This is a genomic window from Micromonospora sp. WMMD1274 (assembly GCF_049179035.1).
Lineage (GTDB): Bacteria > Actinomycetota > Actinomycetes > Mycobacteriales > Micromonosporaceae > Micromonospora > Micromonospora tulbaghiae.
This window is the reverse complement of record NZ_JBMHMG010000001.1, coordinates 5,623,101-5,642,257: the sequence shown is the minus strand read 5'-3', so window position 1 is coordinate 5,642,257 and position 19,157 is coordinate 5,623,101. Positions and strand designations below refer to the sequence as shown.

At 57.7% G+C, this 19,157-nt stretch carries 21 protein-coding genes; 3 read left to right on the top strand and 18 right to left on the bottom strand.

All coding sequences use genetic code 11. From position 1 onward, the window contains the following. Positions 1–21: 21 nt before the first annotated feature. From ACN27D_RS26710 to ACN27D_RS26650, 13 genes are all read right to left on the bottom strand, one after another. Entirely contained in the window at positions 22–1,932 is a 1,911-nt protein-coding gene (locus tag ACN27D_RS26710) for a phage tail tape measure protein (protein WP_421500300.1), read from the bottom strand. 154 nt (positions 1,933–2,086) lie between these two features. Further along, entirely contained in the window at positions 2,087–2,479 is a 393-nt protein-coding gene (locus ACN27D_RS26705) for a hypothetical protein (RefSeq protein ID WP_421500299.1), read from the bottom strand. Continuing rightward, entirely contained in the window at positions 2,476–2,967 is a 492-nt protein-coding gene (locus ACN27D_RS26700) for a hypothetical protein (protein WP_421500298.1), read from the bottom strand. Before ACN27D_RS26700 ends, ACN27D_RS26705 begins: the two co-directional genes overlap by 4 nt. A gap of 5 nt (positions 2,968–2,972) precedes the next feature. Next, on the bottom strand, positions 2,973–3,383 hold the full coding sequence (locus ACN27D_RS26695; protein WP_421500297.1) for a phage tail tube protein: 411 nt from the start codon (positions 3,381–3,383) through the stop codon (positions 2,973–2,975). 820 nt (positions 3,384–4,203) lie between these two features. Beyond that, the gene (locus ACN27D_RS26690) at positions 4,204–4,638 is read right to left on the bottom strand and encodes a hypothetical protein (RefSeq protein WP_421500296.1); all 435 of its coding nucleotides are present in this window, start codon (positions 4,636–4,638) and stop codon (positions 4,204–4,206) included. 6 nt (positions 4,639–4,644) lie between these two features. Beyond that, complete coding sequence (locus ACN27D_RS26685) at positions 4,645–5,244, bottom strand: phage gp6-like head-tail connector protein (protein WP_421500295.1); 600 nt, start codon at positions 5,242–5,244, stop codon at positions 4,645–4,647. Between the two features lie 288 nt (positions 5,245–5,532). Continuing rightward, the gene (locus ACN27D_RS26680) at positions 5,533–7,005 is read right to left on the bottom strand and encodes a hypothetical protein (protein WP_421500294.1); all 1,473 of its coding nucleotides are present in this window, start codon (positions 7,003–7,005) and stop codon (positions 5,533–5,535) included. Between the two features lie 88 nt (positions 7,006–7,093). Beyond that, complete coding sequence (locus ACN27D_RS26675) at positions 7,094–7,870, bottom strand: HK97 family phage prohead protease (protein ID WP_421500293.1); 777 nt, start codon at positions 7,868–7,870, stop codon at positions 7,094–7,096. Then, on the bottom strand, positions 7,863–8,945 hold the full coding sequence (locus tag ACN27D_RS26670) for a phage portal protein (protein ID WP_421500292.1): 1,083 nt from the start codon (positions 8,943–8,945) through the stop codon (positions 7,863–7,865). Before ACN27D_RS26670 ends, ACN27D_RS26675 begins: the two co-directional genes overlap by 8 nt. 130 nt (positions 8,946–9,075) lie before the next feature. Further along, the gene (locus tag ACN27D_RS26665) at positions 9,076–10,590 is read right to left on the bottom strand and encodes a hypothetical protein (protein ID WP_421500291.1); all 1,515 of its coding nucleotides are present in this window, start codon (positions 10,588–10,590) and stop codon (positions 9,076–9,078) included. Next, complete coding sequence (locus tag ACN27D_RS26660) at positions 10,568–10,801, bottom strand: hypothetical protein (protein ID WP_421500290.1); 234 nt, start codon at positions 10,799–10,801, stop codon at positions 10,568–10,570. The genes ACN27D_RS26665 and ACN27D_RS26660 overlap by 23 nt, the downstream gene beginning before the upstream one ends. A gap of 625 nt (positions 10,802–11,426) precedes the next feature. Then, the gene (locus ACN27D_RS26655) at positions 11,427–11,843 is read right to left on the bottom strand and encodes a hypothetical protein (RefSeq protein WP_421500289.1); all 417 of its coding nucleotides are present in this window, start codon (positions 11,841–11,843) and stop codon (positions 11,427–11,429) included. Beyond that, positions 11,836–12,048, bottom strand: coding sequence for a hypothetical protein (locus ACN27D_RS26650; protein ID WP_421500288.1), 213 nt, complete (start codon positions 12,046–12,048; stop codon positions 11,836–11,838). The genes ACN27D_RS26655 and ACN27D_RS26650 overlap by 8 nt, the downstream gene beginning before the upstream one ends. 268 nt (positions 12,049–12,316) lie before the next feature. Between ACN27D_RS26650 and ACN27D_RS26645 the strand changes: the two genes are divergently transcribed. Further along, a complete protein-coding gene (locus ACN27D_RS26645; RefSeq protein WP_421500287.1) occupies positions 12,317–13,087 on the top strand; it encodes a hypothetical protein in 771 nt (256 codons plus the stop codon). Between the two features lie 430 nt (positions 13,088–13,517). Here ACN27D_RS26645 and ACN27D_RS26640 read toward each other — a convergent pair whose 3' ends face one another. The 4 genes from ACN27D_RS26640 to ACN27D_RS26625 form a co-directional block, all read right to left on the bottom strand. Further along, the gene (locus ACN27D_RS26640) at positions 13,518–14,078 is read right to left on the bottom strand and encodes a hypothetical protein (protein WP_421500286.1); all 561 of its coding nucleotides are present in this window, start codon (positions 14,076–14,078) and stop codon (positions 13,518–13,520) included. Beyond that, a complete protein-coding gene (locus ACN27D_RS26635; RefSeq protein WP_421500285.1) occupies positions 14,071–14,409 on the bottom strand; it encodes a helix-turn-helix domain-containing protein in 339 nt (112 codons plus the stop codon). Before ACN27D_RS26635 ends, ACN27D_RS26640 begins: the two co-directional genes overlap by 8 nt. A 783-nt stretch (positions 14,410–15,192) precedes the next feature. After that, positions 15,193–16,782 (bottom strand): recombinase family protein, encoded by a 1,590-nt coding sequence (locus ACN27D_RS26630; RefSeq protein WP_421500284.1) that lies wholly within the window; start codon positions 16,780–16,782, stop codon positions 15,193–15,195. A 34-nt stretch (positions 16,783–16,816) separates the two neighbouring features. Beyond that, positions 16,817–17,311, bottom strand: coding sequence for a DUF1684 domain-containing protein (locus ACN27D_RS26625; protein WP_421500283.1), 495 nt, complete (start codon positions 17,309–17,311; stop codon positions 16,817–16,819). Positions 17,312–17,424: 113 nt separating this feature from the next. Here ACN27D_RS26625 and ACN27D_RS26620 point away from each other — a divergent pair, with 113 nt between their 5' ends. Next, a complete protein-coding gene (locus ACN27D_RS26620; protein ID WP_073827571.1) occupies positions 17,425–17,907 on the top strand; it encodes a MarR family winged helix-turn-helix transcriptional regulator in 483 nt (160 codons plus the stop codon). Positions 17,908–17,918: 11 nt separating this feature from the next. Continuing rightward, positions 17,919–18,905: a pirin family protein gene (locus ACN27D_RS26615; protein ID WP_120570622.1), complete on the top strand. Its 987-nt coding sequence runs from the start codon at positions 17,919–17,921 to the stop codon at positions 18,903–18,905. Between the two features lie 44 nt (positions 18,906–18,949). Here ACN27D_RS26615 and ACN27D_RS26610 read toward each other — a convergent pair whose 3' ends face one another. Further along, on the bottom strand, positions 18,950–19,075 hold the full coding sequence (locus ACN27D_RS26610) for a hypothetical protein (protein ID WP_255498982.1): 126 nt from the start codon (positions 19,073–19,075) through the stop codon (positions 18,950–18,952). Between the last annotated feature and the right edge of the window lie 82 nt (positions 19,076–19,157).

Sequence of the window (19,157 nt, the reverse complement as noted above, 5' to 3'; positions counted from 1 at the left end):
ACATCACTCCCTTATTGAGATTTAGTCGAAGAACTTCTTAGATCCACCGTTGTTGCGGACGTGCTTACGCAGCTCGTCACCCATTTGCTTGATGTTCTGTACGCCGTAGAAGTTGAAGGTTCCGCCACTAATGGCAAGCCCTGAGCCACCACTTCTGCCGCCAGTCAGAGGAGTCACCTGAGCGCCACGGTTGAGGCTCAGAAGCTCAGGCCCCTTCTCGCCGACAACCGCCAGACCACTACCGGTGACCGTTCCACCCTTAGCCAGGAACGGAATGTTCGGAGTGTTCAGCGTGACGCTAGGAATGCTCATGCCCATAATCGAGCCGCCGCCCAGAGTGAATGACAGACCATTCCACTTACTGATGATCCAGTTGATTCCTGAGCGGAAGGCATTCTTCAGACCATCGAACATTCCGCTTGCTGCTGAACTGATTCGCTTCTTCAAGCCGCTCACGAATCCGACAACCTTGCCGATGACTGAAGTGATGTTGTTCCACTGCGTCTTCGCGTTATTCCAGATTCCGCGCCAGAGCGAGACAAAGAAATTGCCCACGCCACGCCAGAATCCGGAGAACATAGCCCACCAGGCCTTGAAGCCTGAAACGACGAGGCCGAGCATCATCTTGTAGTAGGCGACGATGCCGCCCCATACCGTCTTCCAAATCGTCTGGAACCAAGTTGTCTTGGTCGCGATAAGCACAATCACTGCAATCAGGGCCATGACTGCCAGAACGATCAGACCGATTGGGTTGAGCATCATGACCACGTTTAGGGCCGTCTGCACAATCGTCCAGATCTTAGTAATGGCAACAATCGTCGCGATGATTCCCACTACCGGCCCGAGCACCATAGCCATAGTGCCGACTACCTTGTTGTGCTTCTCAATCCAGCCAACGACAGAACCGAGCACATTCACTAGGCCTGTCTGAAGCTTGCGCTTGAATTGCTCAACCTTGGCACCAGCACTGTTCTGCAAGGTGTCCCCTGCCCGCTGTGCTGCGCCGGACACGTTGCCTAGCTGACTTGAGGCCTTGGACAGGTCCATAGACATCAAGGCCTGCTGCATGTCCTCAGACTTGGTACCGAACAGGCCTACAGCGACCTGTGCACGCTTCGCAGGGTCTTTGATGCCCTTCAGCTTCGTGAGCACCTGGCCCAGAGCAGCAGAGGCCTTAGGGCCACCAGCAGCCACGGCAGAAGTCATCTGCGAGGCATTGAGGCCTAGAGCCTTGAAGGCTTCCGCAGAAGTCTTAGAGCCGTCCTGAGCGCGGATAGCGAATTCCTTCAAAGCATCAGCGGCAACGTCAGAGTTGCGAGCACCACCGGCAATAGCCTGACTCAACAAACCCATCGAGCTAGTAGCGTCAAGGCCTAGCTGCTTGAAGATGACCGGGTACTCAGTGAACGTGTCTAGAAGATCCTGCTGCTTGTTGACACCCTGTTGTGTTCCTCGGGTCAGTACGTCAAAGGCTTCCTCAGCCGACTTCGCCATACCTGTCTTCAGCATGGTCGAGACAGCCGCAGAAACCTTGTCCGACTCCTCAGCCATCAAGGTTCCAAGAGTCATGACCTTTGCGGAAACCTGCTCGATGGCAGCATTGCTCGCATCAGTCGGGACAAGGGCATTCTGAATAACACCCTTGATTGCATCGTTGTTCGCCTGAATCGAGTCACCCAGACCCTTTGAGTACAGGTCACCCGACACCTGACCCAACTTGGCAGCAACCTCAGGAGTAGCACCTACCTGAGCTGCCAAAAGAGCGTCTGACTTGCTCTTGTCCATCGTCGCCATCAAACCGCCTGCCAGGCCTGCGGACAGGGCAGCACCAATAGCCAAACCGGCTGCGCCTGCCCTGCCCTTCAGACTGTCAAACGTCTTTGAAGCCTTATCCTTAGCGAGGATGTTGAAAACTAGGCTTGTGTCTGCCATCGGAATTACCCCCGCTCGGCTTCTTTATTTTTCTTGTGCATCTCTTCGAACGTGGCGACTGCCTGATAGAAGTAGTCGATCGGCAGCTCACGAATCTCCTTGAGCGAAATGCCGAACTCAGCGAAGTTAAGCCAGTGCTTATCAATCAGGGCTTCTACTTCGCTTTTCCCAGGCCTTCCGGGGCAGCCTCAATCTGGATTTCCAGAGCAGCGAGCATTCCCGCACGCTCGTCATCGGTCAGCGAAGAAAGCTTCTCGACGTTGTTGCGCATCTCGCCTAGCTCGTGCTTGGTGTGCTCCACAACAAGCTCATCCATGTAGAACTCAGGCATGTCCTCAAACATCAGAGTGTTATGAGCCTGACGCAGCAAATGCCACAGCATGATCCTGCGAGCGCGGATATCACCCTTGAGCACACCAACAGCGAACTCATCCCAGGTGCCGCCAAAGCGCCTCTGAAGAATCTCAGCCTCAGACGACTTCACTCGACCTGGCCGAAACTCCCACTCCTGAGCCTCGCCACCTTCAGGCTTATATGTAACGATCATTTGACGCTCCTTGCGATTCTGCGCGCACATTTCTCCATGGCCTCTAAAACGGCCTTGCGGTATTGCGCCTTGTGTTTGATAAGTGGTTCATCGAAATAGCCTGGCTCGCCTTCCTGCTGCACCCACACGTCACGGCCGAAAACCTTGTGACGCCATCCGCGCTTGCTGTTCAGGCGCTTAGGTGCGTTCTTGAAGTTGCGAACACCAGGAGTGCGCTTCATGCGCAGCCGGGCACCAGTAGAACGGCCGGTGAGACGAGCCTCAGCCTTCAAGCCCTTCAGAACAGTTGTTCTCAGGCCTGCGCCTTCTACCGACATTCCGCCAGTAGACATGGACATCAGACCTGAGCGAACCTCTGCCTTAGCAGGCTCAAGAGCTTGACGCAGATCCCTAGCCAGATCCCGACGTAGCTTCTTGCCGTCAGCCTCAGACTTGAGTGCCTTACCAAGAGCCTGTAGAGCCTGCTGATCTGTGCTCAGCTCAATCATGGTGATCAGCTCGTTGCGCGAGTGACAGCACCAGAGGTAGGGAAGGAAACCTTTACCGAAGCGTCGTCACCGACGTTGCCGCTAATAGGTGCCCATTCCTTGACCAGGGCCGAACCTGTGTACTTGGGATTGGATGTGCCGACGGCAGCGTTGGCTAGCCGAACCTCAAAGGTCACGACTGTGCCGAACAGAGGCCACATGATCGAGTCAAGAGCAGACGCAGTAACATCCTGCTTAAACTCAATCGCCAGCGTGCCGGACCTGAGTCCACCAAGGACTTCCTTCCATCCGCCAGAACCGAATGTAGTTACATCCTTCTCGTCAACCTCAGCGCTCAGCTCAATGCTGTTTGCCCAGTTGCTTAGATCAGTGCCGCTCAGCGCAATGTAAGAGGCAGTAAGAACCATCTTTGCCATAGGAAGCTCCTAAATAGGTATGAAGAAACCCGCCACCAGTCAGGCAGCGGGTTAGGGAATTGCGATTAAAGTCAGGCCACGCCTAGAGCAACCATGAACAGGAAGCTAGGAGTAGTGCCGGAAATGGTGTAGCTGACCCTGTAGTAGGTGTCAGCGCTTGTAGTCGCAGATCTCAAGATCTGGCTTCCTACGGCAGTAGCCGCAGCGAACGTCAGTCGAGTAGCAGGGGATGCGAATCCAGCCGCATCATCCGACTCGACAGTCACAGTCAGGCTTGGTGTACCTGTGCCGGCAATCGACAGGACATGCAGAGCGGCGTAGAGCTGCTTGCCAGCAGGTACGGCGACGTGCTGTACCGCTGTCCCTGAGCCTGTAGCCGTCCGAGGTGTGCCAGGGCTGTGCAGGGACACTCCCCGCACCAGCGGCCATGTGCCGGTAGCTGAGGCCTTCCAAGGCGCTACGTCGCCTACAGCTCCACCTAGCTCATACGAGCTGCGCAGAGCGTTGGTGAAGTAGGCGAGGCTGCTAGGGCTGGTGGCCTGCGGACAGACCGTCCAAGCGCCTACGCCACCCAGGCCTGACCAGGAAGCGTCATCAACCTTGCTCGGGTCGCCTGCTTCCCACTGACCTTCAGCAGAGATCTTGGTTGAGGCCAGACCGCCAAGGACTTCCTTCCAAGCAGGCTGACCCTCAACAGGGTTGAAGGCGGTTACGTCTCGCTCCTCAACCTCGCTGGCAAGCTCAACCTTGTTGGTTCTGCTCGTCAGGTCAGCCGCACCCGTGAATAGGCGCGTGTTATGTAATACGAACTTTGCCATGGCTAGTCCCCTACGTCTTTCCCTAGTACCTCAATCACAATCTCAGCGCCGAAATAGACGGTGTTGTCATCGACTTGGTACTTGCGGTAGCCCTGAATGCGGGCAATCTTGAAATCGTCAGCAGCGCCGTTAAGCGCGTACTCCCCTGGCTCGCCTCTAGCAGCCATCAGGGCAGCCCTTACAGATCTAGGGCCAGTGCGAGACAGCAGCTCGTCTAGAAGCTTCTGCCCTGCCTTGTCGTCAACGGACGAAACAAAGATTCGGCAAGTAACCGTGGCTCTGTCGTAACCGCCGTAAGACTGGTTAGGGTCAACCTCAACCTCAAGCGGGAAGAAACAAGGCACTGTGAACGAGTCAGGGACATAGCCGTAACAGGTCAGGCCACGAATCGGCTTGACCGCATTAGCTAGCTCCTGGCGCACATCTGAGATATTCATGGCGGATCACCCGAACCCAGGGGCCATGAAAGGCCAGATAAGTGCTTCTACGTCAGGGTCAATCTTGCTCAGGCGAACCGCACCCCAATCAGCGCTGCCCTTGATTCCCTCAGCAGAGTCCTTACGCATGTAAAGCCTGTTGGCCTGAATCAGGGTGGCTCGCTTGATTTCCTCAGGAACAGCAGGGAAGCCGAATCGTGCGGTTACCCGCACCCTTCTACCGGCTGTCCAGTTGCCAGGCGTACCGAGGCGAGTGATCGGCAGGCCTCTAGCTAGCGCGTTCTCAGGGCCAGTCTCGTAATCCGTGACCGTCGACCAGGACGAGCCGCTACCAACCTCCACCATGAGGCCTGTCTCGCTGCCGATGTCGTCCACCAGGAGCCAGATGCCGTCACGGTCTGCGTACGTGCGTCCAACAGTCGAGTAGGTACGGCTGGTGACATCCGCCGCCAGAGCGAACCCACCAGGACTCTTGGAGCAGGCACGGTCAAGCTGACGGGAGGCAGCGAGAAGAACCGACGTAAACGCATCGTCTCTGTCGTTGTCCTCTACATTCCTAGCTGCCTTGAAGTCTTCAAGAGTTGCATAAAGTGTCGATGAAGACATGACTCACCGCCTCCCCATCAATTACGTAGTTTGCTTGCGTGATGTGCTTGCTGTCTGCTTGCGAGGATTGGTAACGGTGCGACCCTCAGGCTTTCCGTTCTTCCTCGTCACGTGAGCGCGAATGGCAGCGTCAACTTCCTTCACACGCTCAGTAAGGCCACGAACCTCATAGCCTCTGCGCTCCTCTTCAAGAGCAGCGATCCACGCATCCTTTTCGTCGGACATAAGAAACTCCTTGGAATAGCAGTGGTGGCCCATCCGAAGACAGGCCACCACTAGCGCGGATTATCAGAAGGTTGGGGTTACCAGACCAGTGCCGCCGATCTTTGCTACACCGTTGGTGTAACGACGGAAGCTGTAGGCGAAGTAGCCGTACATAACCAGCAGGACACCCAGGCTTGCCGCAGCAGCCTGCTCAGCGCGGATGAATACCGGCGCGTTCGGGTCTTCCCACAGGTGGCACTCATCAGCCGCAACAACGTAGATCTCATCCTCGTTGGTGCCAGTACCCAGGTTGGTAGCGATGTTCGCATCCACAACCACAAGGTTGCCGTTAGGCAGAACGCCACGAACGCCATTGCCGTATCCGACACCGTTGTTCGTACCGATAGCCTGAGTAGGCACACCTGGCTGAGTGATCATCGGCCATGCGCTCGATAGCTGAGACTGGAACCAGTGCCAACGGCGAGGGTGCATAACGATGTGGCTAGGAGTTGCCTGAGCCAGAAGAGCAGCCTCAACAGCCGAGTTGGCTGCAAGCATCTTCGGGTACAGCTCAGCAGCCGTAGGAGAAGCGTCCGTGTAGGCGATCGACTGAGCAACAGCAGACAGACCAGTAGTCGCCTGGTTGATCAGAGTGCTGTCAAGAGCAGTCGCATAAGCGCGGAACAGATCGTTCATCACGATCTCCTCAACACCAGTACCACGCTCGATTGCCTGACGGGAAAGAGTCTGCTGACCGGCAGCAGTCTGCACGTTCTCAGTCAGAAGAGTGTCATCCATGTTCGTTTCCGACACAGACGAATTCTCAGACGACTGAAGCGCAACAGAGGCACCCGTAGTGATACGGCTGATGTTCACAGTCATACCGTTAGACGGCAGGTCGTGCTTGTTGCAGACATCAGCGAACGGACGCAGAGCCCTTACGGCTGGTGCGTACATGTCGGTGAGGTACTGAGGCACAACTAGGCCAGAGAAGTTGCCAGTGTTACCGGCACGCTCTAGGTACTGGCCGCGCTCAACACGCTCCTCCTGCATGTGACGAGAAAGCCGGTGCTCAGCGTCAAGGTCACGGAAAAGGAACTGGCTTGCCAGGTCGCGGACGAACTGAGAACCCTTGCGGTCAGTGTCCGGACGGTAAGTACGCTCCTCAGCGCCTACGCGGGCTACGCGGTCATAGGCAGGCTTAGCAGCACCAGTGCCGCTGCGCTCGCCGTAGGCCTTCTCGTTGGCATCCTGATCAGCCTTGGCGGCACGGGCAGTCTCAAGCTTGAACTTGATTCCGTCGATGTCCTTCTTGGCCTGCTCACGCTTGCCCTCAAGCTCACGTACCTGGCGGTCCTCATCGGCAGTCAGGTTTGCACGAGCCTCAGCCTTGGCCTTGTCAAGGACGTGCACGATTTCGGTATTGGCGCGCTCACGGTCGCGCTCTGCCATCTTCAGCTCTACCTCTAGAGCCTGAATCATTTCAGTAACGTTCATTTTAGTTTTCACTTTCGCGTGAAGGGAAATGGAAAACCCTTCCGCACGCTTCTGCGTCACTACCGGTCTGATTTCCGGCTTGATCCGTAAAGCTGCTCCTAGGTCTGATTGCCAAGTGGAGTTGCGGTTTATGGGTCAGTGCTAGTTGCTAGTCGTCAAGCCGAAGCATTGTTTCGACCAGCGAAATACTGCGACCAGTAGGCGCAGAAGTTGATACAGCCTCGCCAGACTCATTCAGGCGAGAGTTAAGACGCTCGACAGCGGCACGTGCCGCGCCAAGAGGAAGGCCATCAAGTTCAGAGATGATCTCTCGTGACCTGGCAGCAATAGATGTGTGAGGGTTTGCGCCGTAGTTGACTGCGGACACGTCGCCTCTGTGAAGGTCAAGCTGAGTAATGCGGAACTCTGTGAAATCGTCGCTCCACTCGCCTTCCTCAAGCAGGAAGCCGAAACTCATCTGATCAATGTTGCGATCCTCAATCGCCAGGATCAGATCCTTCACGTCCTGGCGCTCAGGGTTGAGCAGGGCTACAGACCGCAGGCCTAGAGCGTCCACAGACAGCTCAAGAGTCTTGTTGGTCGTGCGAGCCATGGTCACGCCTCTGTGGTTCACCAGGAACGCCACATCAGGGTTAGCGGCTAGCGTCTTGTCGAAAGCGCGTGCGTCGATAACCTCGTTGTAGCCGCCGAACATGTCCCACATTTCGTAAGGCGTCTCGACCACTGAGGCGTAGCCGTCTAGCTGATAGAACGTCTTGCCGTCACGCTCGATGAGGTTTGCGCGTAGCTGCTTAGCCTCAAAGCCAACCGAACGAGCTGCCCCGGCTGGTGCCGCTGCTGGCCCTGGCCGCTGTCCGGCAGAGCCCTGAGCCCTAAGGGCAGCAGCACGACGAGAAGCCGCTTCTCTGTGTGCAGTGTTAGTCATTGTTACCTGCCTTGGTTTCAGGAGTGCCCTGCTTAGGCACGCCAAATAGCCGGTCGAATTGCTTCATGTCGGAATCAGTCAGCGGAGGAAGGTTCTTCAGCTCACGAGCCTCATCCGGAGTCCTGTAACGAGAGTTGATTTCGATTGCCAGAACTTCAGCGGACGTCTTTGGGTCCATCCTCAGCAGAGCGTCAGTGTTCAACTTGACGTACTGCGGAGAAGGCGTCAGAGTCGACAGCTTCTTTTCTCGCCGCTTGATAGCCGGATCGAGATTCATAATGAGGAACTGAAGGTTTCGCTGCGTAATGCTCGCGTAAGTCATGTTGCTTCCGCCAACCGCAGCATCGATCAGGTCACTTGGGCATCCGAAGAAACGAGCAATCTCGTTCAGTCCGTAACGCTTCGCCTCAAGCCACTGAGACTGGCTTTCTACCGCCTGAATAGGCGTGTACTCCCAATCCTTGCCGTGTACGAACACGTCACCAGAGTTGACAGTTGCCCTGAATCTCGCCTTAGCCTCTGCCGCCTTCTCAGGATCGACAGTCTTTTCAGTGTTCTTCAGGGTTCCTGCTGGAATGGCGTTACCGTCAAACCAGTCTGTTGCGTAGTCCTGAATCGACAGGTACTCACCGATGGCTAGGGCTGCGTACTGAATAGGAGACAAGCCGTACGGTAGGCCTGCTACCGGATACTGCTTCTCATGCCAGATGTCGGCAGGATCGAAAGTCTCATTGCCAACCCTGTAACTCAGCTTGTTATCCCGGTAGACCACAGTGACGCTTTGCAGCGGTAGCAGCTCGATCCTGCTTGGCAGGCCTCTACCGTTCCGCTCAGTGATCAGGCCGAAAGCATTTCCAGCCCTGTCTAGGTCAAACTGAGTCGCGTACAACCACTCCTGAAGGTCACAATTGTCTCCACCAGGATTGATCAGGACAGGAGGCTTAGGCACCTCAACCTGATAGCCGTTGACTCTGCGATAGACATCAAGCGGCATGGTCGAGATCAGGTCTGCTCGCAGCCTCAGGCATGCCCACACAGCCGAATGACGTAGGGCAGAATCGTCGGTGACAAGCACTCTGCCCTTACGTCCTGAGTCTGCACGTGACGGAATTAGATCCTGTGCTTCCTGACTGATGTTCGCGTGACGCTCCTGTCGAGTGAAGACATCACGAACTCTTTGAGTGAAACTAGGCACGGCGACCCTCCTAACCAAATGAATCGGATAGGTCGTAGTCGCCAGAGCCGACCGAATCCTTACGAGTTACGTATGCCCAGCGGGCAATAAGCCCTGCCGTTAGCGGGCTGGTATCAACTGCTGAGCGTCCTCTGTCGAACACCAGAACATCCCCGAACTTGCGGGTAGCCGCACCGAATACCGCCAGGTCTAGCCGCTGCTCTGTCCGGTGGCGGAATGACTTCTCAGTCACCGCGTTGACGAACTGAAGGTTCGCAGCCACGTAGTCAGGGCCACCCAATACCGCCAGATCCCCAAACTCAGGCTCATCAGGATTCTTAGGAATCGTCAGGCCTAGCGGAGCTAGCTCAAGAGCAACGGCGTTCAGAGGCGACTTAGGATCGATGCCGATGGCAATCGGTTCGTACTTGTCCTTCAGTTCAGCCAGGTAGCCAGGCACCCAGCTAACGCCAGGATCAGTGCGGATAATCTCTAGGTGGCCTAGCCCGTCTTCACGTTCAGACCAGATGGCAACAGCCGCCACGACTTTGCTGCCTGTTCCCCAGGCGCATGCGCCGATAGCGACCTTCACGCCTTCCGCCGGCACTGAGTCAGGATCGGCAATAGCCTTCCAAGACTCCTCAGGGATCAGGCTGTTTCCTGCCTTGATCGGCCAGACGCCTAGACGCTCCCGAGCGAACGCAGCTCTAGAACTACGCTTCAGCTCACCTTGAATCACTCGATCCTTGATGCGTCCATAGGCAGGGTTGGCAATCGCCCACAGCTTCTTGTCTGTCAGGTCCAAATCTTCTACAGGCGTGTCAGTGCCAATCGACCATTCGAACCACGCAATGCCTTCCTCACCGGCATGCCCTGCCTGACGTAGCCGACTGAACGGACCGTCAACGCCAGCCTGCTCAGGAGGAGTAGAGACGAACCACGTTTGCGGGTTAGGCCTAGCCGCTGTCGTATAGCCGAGAGCAGCCTCATCCTCATCCGTGTAGTCGTACGCCTCGTCATGGATTACGCGGTCAATCGTCTTGGACCTGGCCGCGTTTCCGCGTGCACACACCATGAGGCATGCGCCGGTAGTCAGCGTGATCCTGTGCGAACCGTTCTTCTTACGCAGCCATCCCCTAGCAAGCTTCTTCTTGAGCCCTAGGCTGGCCGGTGAATTCTTGATGTATTCGGCTACCTCAAGTAGCACAGCCTCAGCGTTCTCAAGCCTCTGTGACGTGAGAAGAACCTTCTCGTGAAAGAGGAAGAGTGACGCGAGGATGAGCACGATCAGAACAAAAGTCTTTCCGTTCTGTCTAGGAACAACCAAGCCGACTGTATGAGCCGCCCAGATCATCTGGGACAGGTCATCCGAATCAGCAACCTCAGACAGAGAGTTACGCAGAATGTACTTCTGCCAAGGCTCAAGCTTGATGCCTAGCTTCTCGGCTAGCCGGATTGCCTTTTCGCCAGCAGTCCAACGCTGAGCCTCAGGGAAGTTGCCGATCCTCGGAGTCTGGATACCTTTAATCTTCGTTGAGGAGGTCATCTAGATCAGATCCCTCCTCATCCATGCCAAGCCTGCTCAGCTCAGCGATAACCGCTTGAAGTTGTTTGCTCAGCCCTACGGCATCCCTGTCACTGGCACCAGCAAGCCGGGCCGTCAGGTGACGCCTCAGAGCCTCTAGCGCCTGCTCATGAGTGCCAGTCGAGACGATTTCCACAAAGTCAGGTGATGCCGGCTGTTCCTGCTCGCTCATGGCACACACCTCCTTGGGGGGATTTTTTTCGACTTGGCACGGGGTCATCTGACTGGCCGATTCTTAAAAAATTTTGACTTGAAGTTGTCGAGAGTGACCATCAGCCATGTCATAGCCGCATCCATGAATGCGATGAGGTTTGTTGGCATCCCTACCAGTCCCTTGATGTGTTCAGAGGAGCAGGAACAGGGCCATTGCCTCTGCTCTGGTTGCACTTCTTGCCACACGTAGGGCAACCCTTGACGCCATGAGCAGGCCTCTTGTTGTGTGGATCTGCTCTGTCCTGATCCGGCATGACTGATACAGGGATTAGATAGTCAGCGTCTCTTGCTCCGTCGTGCTTACAGATGTGGCAGATGTATTCGTAGTACTCAAGACAGACGCGCTTGGCTTCTAGGTACTCCCTGCCTGAGTGCATCCACTTGTAATGCTTTCTGTCTGACGCCATGACTGATCACCTTGCCGACTCCACAACGATTCGTGCGATGAGCTTCAGAGCTTGGTCTTCTGTCATGCCTGCTTGAGTCATGGCTGTGTATAGCTCCGTGTATGCCCTGGCTGCTGTACGCAGATCAGAGCTTGGCTCAATAGGTGCCCGAGGAATATCCATTGCCCTGACTCCTTGTCATTCTGTGGGAATGGGAGGCTCCTCAACAGGAGGCTCTTCAGGCGTAGGCTCTACCGGCTCAGGATCAGGCTCGATGACTGCGCCATAGACGTTGTACTGAACGATGTTGTTCAACAGCAGCTTGCGCTTCCTATAGGTCACGCTCTGCACTAGAGCAGGATCATTGCCTGTGTTAACCGCGTACTGCCTGCGGAAGGTTCTGAGCATGTAATCGTCTAGCTCTTCTGTGGACATAGACTGCTCAAGCTCAAGAGGAAGCGTTACGAGATCTACGATAGTGACCGCACCGTTAGTAGACATGCTAGGAGCGACATAGCCAAGGACTGTGCTTAGTGCCTGATCCTTGCTCTCTGCCTCAACACTGATGGAAGTACGCATACCGTCTTCCTCCATCCACATTGTTACCTCAGCCATTGTCTTGCTCCTCAAGCTCTGCCACAGGCTCACCGAAAGTTGCGCGATACTCCTTGATGCGGCTTACGGATTCCTTGCCTACGAGGTCGACATAAGTGCCTGGCGTACCTTCAGGGATACGCTTCTCAACAGTGAGCTTGATAGGCGTGCCGCTATAGCCGACGTCAACGGCGAAGTTGCAATCAATGTCTCTACGAGATTCCATAGCTGCTCTCCTCTAATTCTGTGTAAATGGAGGAGACGCGGGAGGAGATTCCGCGTCTCAACTCCAAACCCCACCATTCCTAACCCAATGCCGCCTCAATATGCGCGCATCGTCTTAGCTCTCCTCTGCGGAACGTCATTGCTTTCCGCCTCACATATATATCTGGTGTCCCGAGAGGCTGATTTAGCACCTATGAGGTAGAGGTCACATAAGGGTTCGTGAGGCAAACTGCCGATCTATTAGGTAACCACCAAGAAGGAGTTACCTAATGAATCGTGAATGTGCTTGGGCAGATCCTCAGAGCCCTGACTACCAGCCCGATACTGTTGCACTGGTCAAGAACGTAGCCAAAGTCAAGGCAAGCAAGGCTCGCTATGAATGGAACATCGACATTGAGTATGAGGATCTTCTACAGGAGCTTTACCTGTACCTGTTCACCGAATCAAAGGCAGTGCGCAACGGCAAGGTTTCCGCTGTCATCCTGCATGCAAGGGCTGCCGACATCTGCTACCGCAGAAGGCTTCAGGAGAGCACATCGATTATCGAGACAGACGAGCTGTATTCCATTCTGACGCAATGGAATGCCATGCCTCGCTACGTGCGTGACGCTCTCTACGGACCCGTCTTCAGCCGTGCCGGCAAGGGTCGCTACCTGCAACTCATTGAGTACGTGCACCAGTACGGCGGCAACTACGCTCTCATGCCCTCTGCTGACAAGAAGGCCTACAGGAGAGCAGTCGTGCGCCTGGCGGAAGTGATCGCAGGAGTTATGTGTGGCAAGCCGGGGAGCCTGTCAGCGCTACCGCAGGATGTAGCCGACCCAGACCAGGAACTAGAGGCGCTGATCGCTGAGCAGGCTTCTGAGAGCGAGGATCAGACCTTCTCGCCGTGGCGTGGCCTGTACGCCTGTGAGGCAGGGCATCAGATGCACGCAGCTCTAGGCTCTGAGCCAACAGGGAAGACGATCGGCACCAAGCGAGGGATCTACGGTGTCCGTCACTGCTCTTGTGGAGAGAGACTGACGCTAGCTGCGTCTTGAAGCATCCTGACGAGAAAGCCGGAGTCTGAGGAGTAGGCCTGTAAGGCTTCTTCCATCAGATTCCGGTATTTCTTTGTCTCGATAGGCGCTGTATCGAGCTTGAAGGCCTTAGCCTCTGCCCTCTTCTTGCGCTTGTATAGCTTGCTGTATTCATTCTTCGCATCCGTGCACTCTCGACAGCGGCAGCCACGGTCATAACGAGCGTAGGTACCGTGACCCTTAAGAGGACGCTCAGACAGAGGAGGAGTCCAGACGCCATTATGACGGCGCAACCGCTGATACTCCGCTATAGCCGCTTTGCACTCAGAACAGCGGCAACCTCTGGAATAGCCTGTAGTAGTGCCATGCTCGATTGGCTTGCTCATAGTCATTCTCCTGAAAATAGTAGAGGCTCCCCACCACAACGGCAGGGAGCCTCTAGGTTGTTCGTTTACTTTGCCGCTTCTCGCTCTAGGCGCTTAGCTTCCTGCGTCAGGCGCTCTTGGTAGAAGCGCTCATCCTCAGCAAGGGCAACGTCCTCGTCATACTCAGACCAAATCTTTGCGTATGACAGCCGCCCTTTGTTCTCAATCCACCAAGCAGACTCAGTGATGAGGTCAATGACCGTTAGCGTCTTCTCGCCGAACTTCAGAAACGCCTTGTGTCTTAGCGAGACTGCCCACTTGACTTGAGCAGGAGTACCACACAGCTCAGGGAAACCCTGTACCTCTGCGGCGGTAAGAGCCTCTAGGTAGAAGCACTCCCAGCAGGCGCTATTGCGCGTGTCGTCAATCTTCTTCTTTGAGGCCTGGTGAATGTAGTGCTCACCGGCATAGGTTTGCAGGTACCCGACGCTGATCTCATCGAAGTGACCGCAGGATCGCTCAATCTCAAGCACTGCGTTGGAATGCTCCCGCACGTTCTCAATCTTGCCAGTCGTGTAGTGCATGCGCAGAATTACGTAGACCTCATCCGGAGTTACCTTTGCGACCCGAGACAGCCCCTTACTCATTCGAATCACCAGCGTCCACCTGAGCAGGCTTCACGAACGGCGCAGAGCAGATGAAGTACTCGTTGTTGCCATGAATGCGCTTCTGTCTTTCTGACAGAATCCAGCCGGTATCGTTCAGTTCCTTGAGGCAGCGCTTCACCGTTGCAACAGACAAGCCAGTCTTCTCGGCAATGGTCTGCTGCTTCGGAAACACCTGACGCAGGCCTCCCCAGAGACAGCGGACGGCTGAGTAGAGCGCTACAGAGTTTCCGGACAGCTTGCCTGCGGCCATGTCTGCAATAAGAGCCTCAGGAACGATCGCAAAGCGATCGGAAGTAATGTGATTAGACATAGTTATAGTTCCTTCAATTTCAACCTTAGTGATGTGGTTCCTCGTCTCAGGGGATGGCTAGGTGTGAAGCCAGCCATCCCCCTTCACACGAGATCGAAAGAGGAACCACAGAGAGAGCGTTTTTGCTCTGACATCTAATATATCGGCAGATCGATCTTGAAACCATGTCCGTTACCTAATCTTAATTTGACACAAGTCTTTGACTACGCTATGTAATGCCGCACAAGTGTCAGCTCATGACAGCAATCGAGACTCCTACAGCCTCAAGCCTCTGAGAGCCTTTCTGCGCCTCAGATAATCCCTAGGCATACCGGCGTAGCTGAGAAGCCCTCTAAATTACTCACAAGGCTTCTCAGCGGGTTTCTGAGGCTGTTTGATTCATCCTGCCGTCTGTGCCCTTAGGCAGTTCTCTTGAGGATTCCCCTGCTCTTCCTGGCGGAAGTGCTCTGACCAGGACAAGTACGCCTGTGAGCTAAGTGCCTTTATTCCTGCCTTAGAGGCGCTGCGCGCATCCGCAGGTGTGCGGGATGGTAGGACTTCCTTATCAAGTCAATCGATTCAAAGGAAGGCGCAAGCCGAGAAGCGAAGCGCCGGAGGCGCAGTGCCTTTGCTTCTTTCGAAGAAAGAAGTCTAATGAAAGATATGGGTATGATTATCTCTAGTTATTAAGTGTTAGCTCATATGTGTACTTGTACTTAGCTCATATGCGTACTTGTACTGGTCAGAGCATGCAAATGGGCCGGCAACCCCTTGTGAGGATCACCGGCCCTTCTATGGGAACTGTTACGCGCTCATGCGCGTCTGAATCCTGGCCGCCATGTCGCCAGTCCAGATCAGCCAGCAGTGGAATCCCTGCGTGTCAGAGGGCTCAAGCTCCACCATGTAGCGGTTACCCTCAGTTAGCTTCAGCTTTTCCCAGGCCTGCTTGACCGCATCAAACTGCCTTCCCTCCTGAGGGTTAGCCATGAAGACAGTCAACTCAGCAGCCTGAAGCAGCTCCCGCCTACCGTCTACGTCTGCGGATTCCCACGCATCAGCGTAGGTCTGCCCTGTGCCGACAAGGCGCACCTCAGGCTCACGCTCAGGGATAGCCGCTAAGGCCTCTAGTTTCGCCTCTGTGAGGTCAATACGCTTTTGGTATACCTTCAGTGCCGCCGGGCCTTTTCCTTCGCTACGGGCAATCAGATCCTCTAGAACAGCCTCAAGCTCAGCTATCTCAGCGGCATGAGACACGCCTCCAATACGCTGCTTTTCCATGATCTCTAGATCACCGATGTGCGCTAGCACGATCTCAGCAACAGCATCCTCAATCCACTCGCCTCGGAGCGCCTTGACTTTGCAGTCATTACGGCGGGACCACTGCCCACCACAGCCGTAGTAGCGGTAGCCCTTTCTGCGCCCACCGGACTTCTTGATGCTTTCCTTCATATTCCGGTGATACATGGGCTCACCGCAGAAGGCGCAGTAGCCGATGCCGTTCAGCAGAGACACGCCAGTCTCACGCACGCGCTTAGGGTTGGCCTCAAGAGCTTCTTGAAGCTGATTGAACTCTTGCACGGAGATCAGAGGCTCAGCCCTCACAGGGTCTACCGGAATTCCATCCTCACCGTTAATAGACTTGAAGGTGTATTCACCCAGCAGCGCACGGCTACGCATCATCGAACCGACGTTGACGTTGCGCCAGGTCTTCCCACCCTTAGGAGTGGGAACGCCAGCGGTTTCAAGCTTCATCTGCAACGGGAAGAACGGCTTACCGGCAATGCCTAAGGCCACGAACTGAAGAATGATGTCCTTTTCCTCAGGGACTACCTCAAGTTCCCATCCTCCCTCAGCCCTCTGTACGGGCCTGTAGCCGTACGGATAACGTCCGCCAGGCCACCTACCCGAGGCGTACATTTCCGCGCGAGCGTCGTTCACACGCTCCTGAATGATGTCTGCCTCAAGCTCTGCGAAGACAGCGATCATGCCTGCCATGGCTCGACCCATAGGAGAGTTGAGGTCGATCTTGTCCGTGATGCTGACGAGATTCTTGGGCTTGTCGACAGGAGGAAGGCCAGTGTTATTGGGCCTGCCTCTGGCCCACTTGACCATCTCAGCGAAGTCACCGACAGAGCGCACCAGGCGGTCAAGCTTCCAGAAGGCCAGGGTGTCCCACTCCTGAGGCCTGCGTAGCCACTCAGACAGGCCAGGCCGCTCCCATGGCGGGATCTTGGCAGCAGACACACCCAGGTCTTCAGCCCAGCCGATGATGTGCAAGCTGCGGTCAGACTCGATGACCTTGCGTTGCCTGTCAGGGCTGGTGGAGGGGTCATCGGCACGCTTGCTGTGCCTGCTCAGGCGGACCACGCCGACTGTCCTGTTGAGAAGCGCCATGGCACGCAGGCTAGCCGGTCCAACATGAACTTGACTAGGAGGGGTTGTAGAGGTAGTTGGCGTCCAGCCGGACCCGGTCGCCGGGGAGCACGGTCAGGCCGCGGCCGAACGTGCCCTTGACCGTGTCGGTGAGGTACCGGCCCCCGCCGTACGAGCCGTCGCCGCAGGTGCCGTCGCGCAGCGGCAGGAACAGCCCGCCGCCGTACGCCTCGATCCACCAGAGCGTCAGCGGTCCCCACGGCGTCTCGGCGACCGCCACCCGCCGGTACGCGACCACCCCGTCCGGGCCGCCGGTGTCGATGCGCAGTTCCCCGGTTGCGGGGCGCAGCGGCGCCTCCACCACCGCGGACGGGTCGGGCGGGTACCAGCGCAGGCCGGTGAAGCCGGGCCGGTCGGCGGGCGGCACCGGGCTGCTCGGGTGGGTGCGGAACAGCTCGTCGCGCGCGGCCCGGAACCCGGCCAGGTCGAGGTCGGACAGGTAGAGCCGGGCCACCCGCTCCCGCCAGTCGAGCAGGTCGAGATCGTCCATCCCCCGACCCTAGCCGGGGCGTCTCTTCAGGTTTGAAAAAGGTCCACGGCGAAGCACAAGCCCCAGTGTCGGGAGGACTTGTTTAAATTTTAAATAGTGCTACTCTCGGAGCCATGACGGAGAGCCTGGACGCGGAGCGGATGGCCTGCTGGCGCGCGTACATCGAGTCGAGCCAGCGGCTGTTCACCCGGCTCGAGGACGACCTGCGCGCCGACAGCGACCTGAGCTTCGCCGACTACCACGTGCTGGTGCTGCTCTCCGAGGCGCCCGGCCAGCGGCTACGCATGGGCGAGCTGGCCGACCGGCTGGTGTTCTCACCGAGCCGGCTGACCTACCAGGTCACCACCATGCAGAAGCGCGGCCTGGTGGCGAAGGAGGCGTGCCCGGCCGACCGGCGCGGCAGCGAGGCCGTGCTGACCGCGGCCGGCCTGCTGGCCCTGCGCGAGGCCGCGCCGCACCACCTGCGCTCCGTCCGCGCCCACCTGATCGACGACCTCGACGACGCCGAGGTCGCCTGCCTCACCCGGGTCTTCGAGCGGCTCGGCCGGCGCCTGCGCGCCGACCGCACCGCGTCGTCCACCCCGGCCGACAAGTAAGGAGTCCCGCGATGCCCGCGATCACCGTCGACGACGTCCTCGTCCTGCCCCGCCTGCCGAAGCTCGGTGAGGCGACCGAATACCGCGCGGTCCGCCGGGTCACCACCGCGCCCAGCGGGTACGAGGGCGAGGGCTTCCCGGTCCGCCGGGCCTTCGCCGGGGTGCCGATGACCGAGCTGGACCCGTTCATCCACCTCGACCAGATGGGCGAGGTCGACTACGCGCCGGGTGAGCCGAAGGGCACCTCCTGGCACCCGCACCGCGGCTTCGAGACGGTCACCTACATGATCGACGGGATCATGGACCACCAGGACTCGACCGGTGGCGGCGGCACCATCACCGACGGCGACACCCAATGGATGACGGCCGGCAGCGGCCTGTTGCACATCGAGGCGCCGCCGGAGCACCTGGTGATGAGCGGCGGGCTGTTCCACGGCCTCCAGCTCTGGGTCAACCTGCCCCGGGTGGCGAAGATGAGCGCGCCCCGCTACCAGGACATCCGCGGCCGGGAGTCGGCGCTGCTGACCACGCCCGACGGCGGCGGCCTGATCCGGGTCATCGCCGGGGAGGTCGCCGGGCACCGGGGCCCGGGTTCGACGCACACGCCGATCACCATCGCGCACGTCACGTTGCAGCCCGGCGCCGAGCTGAGCCTGCCGTGGCGGTCGGACTTCAACGCGCTGGTGTACGTGCTGGCCGGCCGCGGCACCGTCGGCACCGACCGGCGGCCGATCCACCTCGGCCAGCTCGCCGTGCACGGGCCCGGCGAGGCGCTGCGGATCACCGCCGACCGGACGCAGGACTCCAACGCACCGGCGCTGGAGCTCTACCTGATGGGCGGCCAGCCGATCCGCGAGCCGGTGGCGCACTACGGCCCGTTCGTGATGAACACCCGGGCCGAGCTGATCCAGGCGGTCGAGGACTTCCAGGCCGGCCGGCTCGGGGTGGTCCCGTCCGGGCGGGTGCCGCACAGCGACGGCCAGGGCGACCGGCCCTGACCTGCCACGGGCGCCCCGGTTCGCCGGGGCGCCCGGCCGCGGTCTCAGGAGACGGCGAAGATCCCGGCCACCCCGAGGATCACCATCAACAGGACCGCCACCAGCGCACCCCGCTCCCCCTCCACCGCCTGCTCGCGGTCGGTCACGGTGTTCGTCGTCTCGGCGGGCATGTCGGTGCCTCCTCGGTTTCGCGGTCCAGGGGTCCGGCGCACCCCTGACGCGCGCACCGACGCCGACCTGCTGCTCGACGTG